9 protein-coding genes are annotated in these 11,760 nt (G+C 62.8%); 4 read left to right on the top strand and 5 right to left on the bottom strand.

Going from position 1 to position 11,760, the window contains the following annotated elements; genetic code table 11:
• Positions 1-202: 202 nt before the first annotated feature.
• The gene (locus ACIOVF_RS10650) at positions 203-2,263 is read right to left on the bottom strand and encodes a TonB-dependent receptor (protein WP_258594679.1); all 2,061 of its coding nucleotides are present in this window, start codon (positions 2,261-2,263) and stop codon (positions 203-205) included.
• Between the two features lie 197 nt (positions 2,264-2,460).
• Between ACIOVF_RS10650 and ACIOVF_RS10655 the strand changes: the two genes are divergently transcribed.
• The gene (locus ACIOVF_RS10655; protein WP_045197670.1) at positions 2,461-2,682 is read left to right on the top strand and encodes a VF530 family DNA-binding protein; all 222 of its coding nucleotides are present in this window, start codon (positions 2,461-2,463) and stop codon (positions 2,680-2,682) included.
• A 4-nt stretch (positions 2,683-2,686) separates the two neighbouring features.
• Positions 2,687-3,340, top strand: a complete 654-nt coding sequence (locus ACIOVF_RS10660) for a Pr6Pr family membrane protein (RefSeq protein WP_401289293.1) — start codon at positions 2,687-2,689, stop codon at positions 3,338-3,340.
• Between the two features lie 9 nt (positions 3,341-3,349).
• Here ACIOVF_RS10660 and ACIOVF_RS10665 read toward each other — a convergent pair whose 3' ends face one another.
• The gene (locus ACIOVF_RS10665) at positions 3,350-4,117 is read right to left on the bottom strand and encodes a siderophore-interacting protein (protein ID WP_401289296.1); all 768 of its coding nucleotides are present in this window, start codon (positions 4,115-4,117) and stop codon (positions 3,350-3,352) included.
• The gene (locus ACIOVF_RS10670; RefSeq protein ID WP_045197676.1) at positions 4,114-4,683 is read right to left on the bottom strand and encodes a PadR family transcriptional regulator; all 570 of its coding nucleotides are present in this window, start codon (positions 4,681-4,683) and stop codon (positions 4,114-4,116) included. Before ACIOVF_RS10670 ends, ACIOVF_RS10665 begins: the two co-directional genes overlap by 4 nt.
• A gap of 224 nt (positions 4,684-4,907) precedes the next feature.
• Here ACIOVF_RS10670 and ACIOVF_RS10675 point away from each other — a divergent pair, with 224 nt between their 5' ends.
• A complete protein-coding gene (locus ACIOVF_RS10675) occupies positions 4,908-5,402 on the top strand; it encodes a C40 family peptidase (protein ID WP_123564633.1) in 495 nt (164 codons plus the stop codon).
• On the opposite strand, the gene ACIOVF_RS10680 is transcribed toward ACIOVF_RS10675, so the two are convergent.
• Positions 5,399-8,533 carry a transglycosylase domain-containing protein gene (locus ACIOVF_RS10680; protein ID WP_213603419.1) on the bottom strand — a complete coding sequence of 1,045 codons (3,135 nt, stop codon included), beginning with the start codon at positions 8,531-8,533 and terminating at the stop codon, positions 5,399-5,401. The two genes, ACIOVF_RS10675 and ACIOVF_RS10680, sit on opposite strands and share 4 nt — an antisense overlap.
• Before the next feature lie 437 nt (positions 8,534-8,970).
• Here ACIOVF_RS10680 and ACIOVF_RS10685 point away from each other — a divergent pair, with 437 nt between their 5' ends.
• Positions 8,971-10,392, top strand: a complete 1,422-nt coding sequence (locus ACIOVF_RS10685) for an amino acid permease (RefSeq protein ID WP_401289301.1) — start codon at positions 8,971-8,973, stop codon at positions 10,390-10,392.
• Positions 10,393-10,452: 60 nt separating this feature from the next.
• On the opposite strand, the gene ACIOVF_RS10690 is transcribed toward ACIOVF_RS10685, so the two are convergent.
• Positions 10,453-11,577 (bottom strand): OpgC family protein, encoded by a 1,125-nt coding sequence (locus ACIOVF_RS10690; protein ID WP_213603425.1) that lies wholly within the window; start codon positions 11,575-11,577, stop codon positions 10,453-10,455.
• Between the last annotated feature and the right edge of the window lie 183 nt (positions 11,578-11,760).

Raw genomic sequence — 11,760 nt, forward strand, 5'->3', positions numbered from 1 at the left:
CGAGGATCATCGGCGATAAAGCTGCAGGGAAATAGACTGAAGCGGTTCAGCTTGCGGCGGGGAGGATATAGCTGAACTTGTAAGAAAAAAAGTCAATTCAGCAAGAGGCACCGTTGCCGGATTGGTAACAGTGCGGTTGAGGCAGGCGACTCTGATCCGCTGTGGGAGCCAGCAAGGCCGGCGCCCACAGGGGGCTATTGCTTTAGAAGGTGGTACGCAAGCCGACTTCGACACTGCGCCCTGGTGCCGGGGCGATGTCACGCAGGATCGAACTTGAGTAGCGCACGGTCTGGTCGGTCAGGTTCTCGCCCCGGACGAAGGCCAGCCACTGGCTCTGGCCGATATCGAAGCGGTAGCCGACGCTGGCGCCGAGGGTGGTGTAGCCGTCGGTGCTGGTCTCGTTGGCCGGTTTCTTGTGCTGAGCGCTGGCGTGCTGCACGTCCACCCGCGCCTGCCAACGGTCCAGTTCCCACAACAGGCCGCTGTTCAGGCGCAGCGGGGCGATGCGCGGCAGGTCTTCGCCGGTGTCGAGGTTCTTGGCCCGGGTGTAGTCGCCGGACAGTTCCAGGGCAAAGCTGCCATAACGGTTCTGCGCCAGTTGCCAGCGGTCCTGGGCCTCGATGCCGTAGAAGCGCGCGCGAACCCCGTGGTAGAGGTATTCGGGTACATCGCCGCCGTGGTCATGATCATGGTCGTGATCGTGGTCTTCATCGCCGTGATCATGGTCGTGGTCGTGGCCTTCGCGCAGGTTGCCGCTGGCCAGCAGGCCGATGTAATTACGAAAGTGGCTGTAGAACACACCGACGCTGCCCTTGTGCGTGCCGTTGTCGAAGCGCAGGGCCAGGTCGCTGGAGATGGCTTTTTCCTTGCTCAGGTTCGGGTCACCGACCTCGTAGGTGCCGGTGGCGACGTGGGCGCCGTTGGCGTACAGCTCGTAGAAGGTCGGAGCACGCTCGGTGTAGCCCAGGGTCGCGGCCAGGGACCACACCGGTGTCAGCTCGTAGACCGCGCCGGAGGACAGGCTGGCGGCGGTGAAACTGCTTGAACGCTCAGCCTCGGCAAAACGTTCGCTGCCCTTGCTGTCGGGTTCGACCCGGGTGTGCTCCAGGCGCCCGCCGAGGCTCAGGTTCAGGCGTTCGGTGGCTTGCCACTGCTCGAGCATGAACAGCGCCAGGCTGTTGGTGTCGGTGTGCGGTACGAAAGCTTCTTCGCCGAGGGCGGAGAACTCGTTGCGGCTGACCTGGGCGCCAATTACCCCTTCGACCGGCCCCAGCGGCTGATGCCGAGCCTCGACCCGCGCCTCGTAGCCTTTGTTCTTGAAGGTGGTGTGCACCTCGCCGCTTTCCAGCTCGCGGTGCTGGTAGTCGGTATAGCCAAGGTCGACCTTCACCGAGCTGAACGGGCCGTCGAGGTCGCGCAACTCCGAGGCGAAGCCGTAATGATCCTGCTGCATGTCCAGGCGCACGCCCGGCTCGGCCACCGAGCCGTAGTTGGAGTCATAGCGGCTGTAGGAAAGGCCGGCATAGCCGTGGTCCCAATGGTAGGAACCGCCAACGGCACCGCCGTCCTGGCGACCGTCGCTGTTTTCCAGGCGATGCTTGCTGCCCGGTTCGTCGGCGTCGCGCACTTTCGAGCTGCGGGCGTAGCCGGGAATGCGCAGGTCATTGAACTGGCGGCTGTTGGCGTCCAGGTGCAAGGCGAAGCGGCCGTCACCGGCCTCCAGCTTGCCGGCGCTGCTGCGGGTGGTGTCGGCGCCGCCATAGCGCAACTCGCCGGCGCCGTGAATGCCGTCGATGGGCGAAGTCGGAATGCGGTTGTCGAAGCTGTTGACCACCCCACCGATGGCGTTGCCGCCGTAGAGCAGGGCGGCCGGGCCGCGGACGATTTCGATACGCTCGACGGTGGCCGGGTCCAGCGGCACGGCGTGGTCATAGGACAGCGACGAGGCATCCAGGGCGCCAACGCCGTTGCGCAAGATGCGGATCCGGTCGCCGTCCAGGCCGCGGATCACCGGGCGGCTGGCACCGGGGCCGAACCAGGTCGAGGCGACGCCAGGCTGGTTGTTGAGGGTCTGGCCGAGGCTGCCTTTTTGTTGCAGGGCCAGGTCGTCGCCATCGAGCACAGTGGTGGGCGCAGCCAGCTCGCTGTTGCCCAGCGGGTTGGCGGTGATCACCTGGGGTTGCAGTTCGACGGCCTGGCTCACGGGGGACGCAAGCCAGAGCGCAGCGGCAAGGGGAGAGAGGCGCAGGGGTAAGTGACGCATGAAGGGAAGGGGTCCTTGGCAGTGTTATAGTGCTGATACAATATAACATTACCATTAAAGATAAAACGCCCGAGCGCTGGCTAGAGCCTTTGCCCACACTAGAATGTCTGTAAGCAGCACCTTGAAGGCGAAAAGTCTGAAGACTTGCAGCCGTGGCTCGGCTAAGGTGCGCACCTTTCGTTGGCTGGAGCACAGGCATGACCGCCGCTAATCAAAACCCGCTGCATGGCGTGACCCTGGAGCAGATCCTTACCGCGCTGGTCGCGAAGTACCAATGGGACGGCCTGGCTGAGCGCATTGATATCCGTTGCTTCAAGAGCGACCCGAGCATCAAGTCGAGCCTGACCTTCTTGCGCAAGACCCCCTGGGCCCGCGAGAAAGTCGAGCGCCTGTACCTGAAAATGCAGCGCGGCCGCTGAGCCGGTGAGCCGGCGCAGGCTGTTGATTGCCCTGGCTGCGTGCCTGGGCTGGAGCGCGCTGGCAATCCAGATGTACCTGCTGTTGCTGGCACGCTGGCAGGAGCAGGCCAGCCTGCTGGGCGGCCTGGTGACCTTGTTCAGTTTTTTCACCGTGCTCAGCAATACCCTGGTCGCGGTGGTGCTGAGCCACGCGGCATTCGGCCGCGAGTCGGCGCTGCGGCGCTGGTTTCTCGCGCCCTGGGTCAGTTCCGGTATTGCCGCGAGCATTATCCTCGTGGGCCTGGCCTACAGCCTGTTGCTGCGGCACCTGTGGCACCCGCAAGGCTGGCAATGGCTGGCGGATGAACTGCTGCACGACGTCATGCCGCTGCTGTTCGTGGCCTATTGGTGGTGCTGCGTGGAGAAGGGCAGCCTGCGTTTCAGGCATCTGCTGGCCTGGCTGCTGTATCCGCTGGGGTATTTTGCCTACGCACTGCTGCGCGGGCATGTGATAGGTGTCTATCCCTATCCGTTCATCGATGTGGCCGAACTGGGCTATGGCCAGGTGCTTCTTAACGCGCTGGCGATTCTCGCCGGGTTTGTCGCCATCAGTCTGCTGTTGCTCGGCCTCGATCATTGGCAGGGCGGGCGCCTGGCCAAGGCCAGGACGCAACCCTGAGGCAGCCGTTCATTCGTCGTGCGGGTCGAGCTGCCAGTACGAGGCGGCCTTGATCAGATCTTCCTTGACGCCCTTGTCATCGATCAGCAGGCGCTTGGCCTTACGCATCAGCGATTTTTCCAGGGCTACCCAGGTATATAACTGACCGCTTGGCAGGGGCAGATCCTTCACCACTTCAAGCAGATCCTGCTGCTGGCGCAGAACCCAGATCACTTCGACCTGCGCGGCGCTGGCCAGTGTTTGTTGCTCCTGGGCATTCTCGATCTCGATCACTACCAGTACCTTGCGGCCGGCCGGTAGTTCTTCCAGGCGCCGGGCGATGGCCGGGATCGCGGTTTCGTCACCGACCAGCAGGTAGCTGTCGAAGATATCCGGGACCACCAGCGAGGCCCGTGGCCCAGCCATGTTGAGCACCTGGCCGACTTGCGCCTGGGCCGCCCAGGTCGAAGCAGGGCCGTCGCCGTGCAGGACAAAGTCGATGTCCATCTCGCCGCCGGCCAGGTCGATACGCCGCGGCGTGTATTCGCGCATGGTCGGGCGCAGGCCGTCGCGGCTGAAGTCGAGGTTGTCGAGCACGGCCTGTTCTTCTGCCGAGCAGGCGAACATCAGTTTGACGTGATCGTCGCTGCCAACGCTGGTAAAGCCCTGCAGTTCTGGCCCGCCGAGGGTGATGCGGCGCATGCGCGGGGTCAGCTCGGTAACCCGCAGCACGTTCAGGCGGCGGTGCTTGATCTCGTGGTTGACGCGGTGAATGGTGGCGTTTTCGCTAACAGTCATTCGGCTTGCTCCGTTGAGGTCGCAATGGGCCCTGCGACGATGGCTTTGGCGGTGTCGTTGAGCAGGGTGCGGACCCGCTCGATTTCTGCCGGGTTCCAGCGCCCGCTGTGCATCTGCAGGGCATGGCGCAGGTTGTGGACCGCTTCGTGGATCTCGGCCGGGCGGTCGTGGCCGCGCAGCGAACGCTTGCTGACTTCAATGCGCATGCGCACCCCGTCCAGGGCGATGGCCTGGTCGGCCAGGGATTTCTCCCCGGCTGCGGTAATGCCGTAGAGGCGCTTGCTGCCCTGGGTCTGGCCGCTGATCAGCTCGGCTTCTTCAAGAAAATTCAAGGTCGGGTAGATCACCCCGGGGCTGGGGCTGTAGCTGCCATCGAAGAGGCTTTCGATCTGGCGGATCAGGTCGTAGCCGTGGCAGGGCTGCTCGGCCAGCATCGACAACAACAGCAGTTTCAGGTCGCCTGGGGCAAACACGCGGGGGCCGCGATCGCCGCGTTCACGGCCGTGACGGCGTTCAAAGCCGTCATGCCGGTCGCCATGCTCGCGGTGGGGATGATGATCACGCATGGGGGATCTCCGTTTGCGTTAGATGTATCTTCAGATATTACTCAAGATATATCTTAAAGCAAGCGCGAGAATAAGAATATTTCTCATGATCAACGTAGGACGTGCTGAATTCGTGTAGGAATGCTTAAGGTTTTTCCTACAAGTGCCTCAGATTGGCTTGATCTACACCCACGGAAATCACCCCTAAGATTCGCCACGTTTTCTTCACCTGTGAGTATCTCACCGTGGCGCGTTCATTTTTTTTCATCAGCCTGCTCTGGGGGCTGTCGTTTTTTGCCCAGGCCAATTTCTCCGTTACCCAAATCGCTCGCGAGCACACGGTACGGCACGAGCTGGAAGCCAACCTCGATCGTCTGGTCGAGCGTGCACACGAGTTGATCGGCGTGCCGTACCGCTGGGGCGGCATGTCGGTCAAGGGCGGGTTTGATTGCAGCGGCCTGCTGGTCTACCTGTTCCGTCACGAGGCCGATATCAGGATTCCGCGTACCACCGCGGCGATGCTCAAGTCCGGTGCCCGGACCATCAAGCAGAGCCAGCTAAAACGTGGCGACGCGGTGTTCTTCAACCGTAATGGCCAGGGCCGGATCGGCCACGTCGGCCTGTACATCGGCGAAGGGCGTTTCATCCACGCCCCACGGACCGGCAAGAACATTCGTATTGACTCGCTGAGCAACAGTTACTGGGCCAAAAGCTACACGACCGCCAAGCGCTTCCACTAACGCTGGACCATCCGTGGCGGCTTGCACAGGGTGTGGCTGCCTGGTTCCAGGTAGGGCATCAGGATTGGCGCCATGCCCTTGAGCACCTGCACCGGCAAGGCCGAGGTAAAGCGGAAGGATTCCGCCGCACGGCCAGGTACGAAGGCGGTGAGGGTGCCGAAGTGGTTTTCGCCGAGGTAGAACACGAAAGTCGCGGTGCGGTTCAGCGAGCGTGAGCCGATCAGCCGCCCGCCGGCACCGAAGCTTTCGATGCGGTTATCGCCGGTACCGGTCTTGCCGCCCATCACCAGCGGGGTGCCGTCGGCCAGTTTGAAGCTGCCCGACACCCGCCGCGCAGTACCGGCGTCGACCACTTGCGAGAGGGCGCCGCGCAGGGCCCGGGCAACTTCCACCGAGAGCACCCGCTGGCCGAGGTCGGGGTCGCTGGTCAGGCGGGTTTCATACGGGGTATCGGCGGCGAAGTGCAGGGTGTCGATGCGCAGCACCGGCAGGCGTACGCCATCGTTCTGGATGATCCCGATCAGCTCGGCCAGGGCTGCCGGACGGTCGCCGGAGCTGCCGATGGCGGTGGCCAGCGACGGCACCAGGTGGTCGAACGGGTAGCCGACACGTTTCCAGCGCTGATGAATATCGAGGAAGGCTTCGATTTCCACCAGGGTGCGGATACGGCTGTCGCGTGCGCCCTTGTGCCGGCTCTTGAACAGCCAGCCATAGACTTCCTGACGCTCGAAGTGACCGGCCTCAGCCGCCTCCTGGAAGGTGGCGCTGGGGTGCTGGAGCAGGTAGCCAAGCAGCCACAGGTCCAGTGGATGGACCTTGGCGATAAAGCCCTGGTCGGGCAGGTCGTAGGCGCCCGGGCGGTAGGCTTCGTACAGCTCTTGCAGGCGTTTCTCGGTGACGGTGTTCTGCTTGGTCGCCGGGGTCTTGTTCTCGACCCGGTCCTTTTTCAGGTGCGCCTGGACGAACGCGTTGAAGGTCGCCTGGTCAGCCTCGGGAAACAGGTAGCGGTGCACTGCGGCCAGGCGGATCGGGGTGACCCGCAGGCTGTCGAGGAAGGTATCCAGGCGCTGCTGCGACGTCTTGCGCTGGTACTTCTTCCAGAACCTGCGCATGTAATCGGTGCCTTCCTTGTCGGCAAAGCGTGCCAGGTACTCCTGGCGGCGCGGCTCGGCATCGTCCTTGAGCAGGCTGGCGCTGTTGCCCGGCTGCTGGTAGGTGCTATAGCGCACCAGGTCGCGCATCAGGCGAATGAACGGCAGGTTGATCGACTCGCGCAAGGCGTCTTTGAGGGTAGGGATACGGCCGTTGTCTTCCTTGCGAAAGTTGTTGAACACATGCAGGCCGCCGCCAGTGAAGAAGGCTTCGCCGGGGCTGGCGGAATACTTGCGCTCAAGGGCGGCGTTGAGCATGGCGCTGAGGTCGCGGTCCTTGTTCTGGATCAGGTAGTCGATGGCCCAGCGGGTAATGAAGTCCAGTTCCGCCACCGGGACTTTTTTCAGCTCCGCAGCCGGGGTGTTGGCGTACTTGTCGTGCAGTTCGCCGATGATTTCCAGGTAGCTGGTCAGCACCCGCAGCTTGGCGGTCGAGCCCAGCTCGAGCTTGCTGCCTTCGTTGATGTCGAACGGCTGGTCGGTGCTGTCGGTCTGCACCCGCACCCTTGAGCCGTCGGCGGTGCGTTCGAGCAGGGTGAAGCTATAGCGCACCTGGGTGGTACTGGTCGGGGTCAGCAGGCGTTCGCCGAACAGGCCCATTTTTTCCGCAAAGGCCGGGTCGGCGAGGTCCTTGAGGTACTGGCTGACCTGGCCCTGCAAATCCGACTGCAGGGTGCTGGTGGCCGACAGGTCGAGACGGTCGAGGTCGTACAGTGGCCGGCCGAGGGCCGAAGACAGCCGGCTGCGGGCAACGCTGATGCCTTTGTTGGTGACGATTGGCTGAATGGTCGGCTGGGCCACCCAGTCGCGGTAGATGGCCTTGCTGGCCAGGGCGGCGTCCGCCAGCGGCTTGTCGATGATGTTGCTGGCCGCGAGGATGCGGATGTGGCTGTCGGTCAGCAACGCCAGTTCCGCCCGGCCCTTGGACAAAAAGTGCGAGGGCCGGCGTTGAGCGATCATCAGCGACAGCACCTGGCGCAGGGCCAGGCCACGGGCGGCGAGGCTGGCCGGGTCGGTGTCGGTGGACGACAGGGCCTGGTTGACCTGGGCGAAGTCGGCGCCGTACCAGACCCGCAAGCCTTCGGCCATGCCATGTACTTCACCATGCCCGGGAACCGCCGACAGCGGCACGCTATTGAGGTAATCACGGACGATGCGCTGGCGGGCTTCCAGGGTCTGCGGGCCATCCTGATAAGCGCGCACGCTGGCGGAAATCATCTGGCGAATCTTCTCGCTGCCCGAGGCGGTCAGGCCGTCGGGCGAATGCCGGTATTTTTCCAGTTGGGTCGCCAGGGTACTGCCGCCTGCCGACTGGCCGGGCAGGGCCAGGTACTTGGCCACCTGGGTGTAGGCCGCTTTGGCGAAGCGCGGCCAGTCCACGGCGGGGTTGTTCAGTGGGTCGTCGGGGTCGAGCAGGTCGCGGTTCTCGATGAACAGCAGGCTGTGGACGATGACCGGCGGGATCGAGGCGAAGTCGGGGTACAGGTGCTGCGGGTAATGAAACTGGTACAGGGCGTCGCCCTTGCAGTCGGTAATCGACAGGCCTGCCTGAATCTTCTCGGCATAAGGCACGAAAAAGCCATGATCGACGTAGTCCATCAATGCGGGCGAAAAACGCGTCTGTTCATTGATGACGTAGTCCCGCTTGAGCAGGCGCGGCAGGAACTCCCCCAGCGAGCTGTAGCCCAGGCGCTTGTCGAACGGGCCGTCGCCAGGGTAACGAATGGCATCGCTGGGGCCGGGTTGCATGGAATAACTGAGGGTCGCGGCGAACTGGCTGAATTCTCGCGCCTGCAGGCGCGAAGTGCGCATTTCTTCGGAGGCGGCATAGCCCAGGGCGATCAGGGCGAGCAGCAGCACCAGCCACAAAAGGCGCCACCAAAGACGGCGCTGGCGTGGGCTTTTCGGCAATGGCGAAGGTTCGAGGTGTTCAGAGGGAGCTTCCGTACTGTTCGGTTCCGATTGCCACAATGCGCCCATAGTCTTCAGCCCGGCTACGTATTTTCGTCTTGCTTGCCTGAAGCTTAGACGGTGGCCGGGTTTGGTGAAAAATTTGTAGTCAGTTGCCGGGCATTTCCTAAAAACGTGTCAGAAATGCGCCTTTGGTGGAGCTTGAATTGCCCCGTTTTGGTGCTATGTTAGCCGCCCTGTTTCCTGCAGAGGCTCTAGCACGGGGAATGCCCCTCCGTAGAAGCGGTTTTTGCCGAGAGTTCTCGCCAAATATCGCGCTTTATACAGTGAAATGCCCTGCAGGGGCCTTTCTATACTGCTCGCCCCTTTCGCTCTGCCGGTTTTGCACACCCGGCAGACGGGTCCGCTCACAAGGTGGTGCCCGGCGAGGCAGCGCATCCAGCCTATCGGCGGTGCCAGGCCTGCACGAATGGTCATATCCAATAACAAAATGAGGTTGTATTTCTATGCCAGTCGGCAACCACCCTTCTCATGGTGAGACCGCCCAGGGCGGCCCACTCAAGCGAGAACTCGGCGAACGCCACATTCGCCTGATGGCGCTGGGCGCCTGTATCGGTGTCGGCCTGTTCCTCGGTTCGGCCAAGGCCATCGAAATGGCCGGTCCGGCCATCATGCTGTCGTACATCATTGGCGGTCTGGCGATCCTGGTGATCATGCGCGCCCTTGGCGAGATGGCCGTGCACAACCCGGTAGCCGGCTCGTTCAGCCGCTACGCCCAAGACTACCTCGGCCCGCTGGCGGGTTTTCTCACCGGCTGGAACTACTGGTTCCTGTGGCTGGTGACCTGCGTGGCGGAAATCACCGCGGTGGCCATCTACATGGGCATCTGGTTCCCGGAAGTGCCGCGCTGGATCTGGGCCCTGGCGGCTCTGGGCAGCATGGGCGCGATCAACCTGATCGCGGTCAAGGCCTTCGGTGAGTTCGAGTTCTGGTTCGCCCTGATCAAGATCGTCACCATCATCGCCATGGTCCTGGGCGGCGTCGGCATCATCGCCTTCGGTTTCGGCAACGATGGCGTGGCCATGGGCATCTCCAACCTCTGGAGCAACGGCGGCTTCATGCCCAATGGCGTGACCGGCGTGCTGATGTCGCTGCAGATGGTGATGTTCGCCTACCTGGGCGTCGAGATGATCGGCCTGACCGCCGGTGAAGCGCGCAACCCGCAAAAGACCATTCCCCAAGCCATCGGCTCGGTGTTCTGGCGCATCCTGCTGTTCTACGTCGGCGCCCTGTTCGTGATCCTGTCGATCTACCCGTGGAACGAAATCGGCAGCCAGGGCAGTCCGTTCGTGATGACCTTCGAGCGGCTGGGCATCAAGACTGCTGCCGGTATCATCAACTTCGTGGTGATCACTGCCGCGCTGTCGTCGTGCAACGGCGGCGTCTTCAGCACCGGGCGCATGCTCTACAGCCTGGCGCAGAACGGCCAGGCGCCGGCCACCTTTGCCCGCACCTCGAGCAACGGCGTACCGCGCAATGCCTTGCTGCTGTCGATCGCAGCCTTGCTGCTGGGCGTGCTGGCCAACTATCTGGTGCCGGAGAAAGTCTTCGTCTGGGTAACCGCCATTGCCACCTTCGGCGCGATCTGGACCTGGGTGATGATCCTCCTGGCCCAGCTGAAGTTCCGCGCCGGCCTGAGCAACGCCGAGCGCGCTGCCTTGAAGTACCGCATGTGGCTGTGGCCGCTGAGCTCCTACCTGGCGCTGGCGTTCCTGATCCTGGTGGTCGGCCTGATGGCCTACTTCGAGGAAACCCGCGTAGCCCTGTACATCGGCCCGGCGTTCCTGGTGATGCTGACCGTGCTGTACTACGTGTTCAAGCTGTCGCCAAACAGCGTGGAACAGCGCGCGGCAAGTTCGGCGTCCTGATCCTCGCGTAAGTAAAAAAGCCCGCATCCTTGGATACGGGCTTTTTTTTACCTGCGCGAATCAGGTAGCAACCGCCCGCATCGGCTGGGTCAGGCGCTTGTTGAAGTCCAGCCAGGCGCCGAGCAGGGCCATGATCGCGACGCCCACCAGGGCGGTGAATACCTGCATGGCAAAGGCATCGCCGGCCATGGCATTGATCATGTCCGCCAGCGGCGCCAGCAGTACCCCCAGGCAGAATACTTCAAGCGAATAGCGGCCCATGCGCCCGGTTTGCTGCGCCAGCCAGTTCTGCGTCCAGCCGCTGCCGGGCAGCAGCTTGGCGGTGACGTAGGCCAGGGCCAGGAAGTGCAGCAAGCGCACCGGCGACAGGTCGGTCTTGCTGATCGGGTACAGCAGGTTGTTGAGGCTGGCCGGCATCCACGCATCGTGAATCTCTGGCCAGCGCCAGGACAGGGTAATGATGCCGGCTGTCAGCGAATAGGCGGCAGCTGCCAGGAACAGTGGCTGGCGGCGCAACGGTCGGGTTTGTGCTGGCCGCGCCTGCTGCCCGTACAACGCCGCGGCGCCGCCCAGCACGAACAGGAACTGCCAGGTGACCGGGTTGAAGTACCACACGCCATCGGAAAAATTCGCCAGGTTCCAGCCCATGCCGGGGGCCGCCAGGTACACCGCCATCGATACACCGACCACCGCCAGGGTGTTGCGCATCAGCAGCCCCAGCCCCAGCGCCAGGCCGGCCAGTAGCACGATGTACAGCGGCAGCGGGTCCATCAGGTTGGGTTTGAAGCGCAACAGCAGCTCGTCGGTCAGGGCTTGCTGAGGGTTGGTGACGAAGTGGGTAAGACCCATTTCCTCGACCAGGTCGCGAGTTTCTACATGGCTGTTGGCAAAGAACACGATGCCCATCAGCATCGCCAGCAGGAAGATATGCACCACATACAGCACCCAGGTGCGGCGCAGGATTTTCACGCAGGCGATCAGATAACCGTCGCGCTGCAGCACCTTGCCGTAGGCCAGCACTGCAGCGTAGCCGGCAAGGAAGACGAAAACCTCGGCGGCATCGCTGAAGCCGATGTTACGCAGGGTGATCTGGCCTAAAGGGTTGTGGGGGACGTGATCCCAGAAAATGAAGATCAACGCCAGGCCTCGAAAGAAATCGATGCGCGGGTCGCGTCCGTTAAGCATGGCAGCGGGCTCTTGAACAGTGGGTTTAATAGTGACAGGCAGACGCCGGCAAACACACGCGCCGCACGTCGGGCGGGGGGCAGGGTGGCGGTATTGGCAGCGAATTGCAAAAGTTGCGTATTACCGGATGTCTCGATTGTCCCTTGAGCAACAGACCGTTGGTCGTAAATCGTCCGTTCCTGT

The organism is Pseudomonas sp. NPDC087612 (genome assembly GCF_044743505.1).
Lineage (GTDB): Bacteria > Pseudomonadota > Gammaproteobacteria > Pseudomonadales > Pseudomonadaceae > Aquipseudomonas.

What these genes read in the sequence shown, in the direction of transcription:
- ACIOVF_RS10650 (WP_258594679.1), bottom strand. Translation starts at nt 2,263, where the DNA reads ATGCGTCACTTACCCCTGCGCCTCTCTCCCCTTGCCGCTGCGCTCTGG.
- ACIOVF_RS10655 (WP_045197670.1), top strand. Translation starts at nt 2,461, where the DNA reads ATGACCGCCGCTAATCAAAACCCGCTGCATGGCGTGACCCTGGAGCAG.
- ACIOVF_RS10665 (WP_401289296.1), bottom strand. Translation starts at nt 4,117, where the DNA reads ATGACTGTTAGCGAAAACGCCACCATTCACCGCGTCAACCACGAGATC.
- ACIOVF_RS10670 (WP_045197676.1), bottom strand. Translation starts at nt 4,683, where the DNA reads ATGCGTGATCATCATCCCCACCGCGAGCATGGCGACCGGCATGACGGC.
- ACIOVF_RS10680 (WP_213603419.1), bottom strand. Translation starts at nt 8,533, where the DNA reads ATGGGCGCATTGTGGCAATCGGAACCGAACAGTACGGAAGCTCCCTCT.
- ACIOVF_RS10685 (WP_401289301.1), top strand. Translation starts at nt 8,971, where the DNA reads ATGCCAGTCGGCAACCACCCTTCTCATGGTGAGACCGCCCAGGGCGGC.
- ACIOVF_RS10690 (WP_213603425.1), bottom strand. Translation starts at nt 11,577, where the DNA reads ATGCTTAACGGACGCGACCCGCGCATCGATTTCTTTCGAGGCCTGGCG.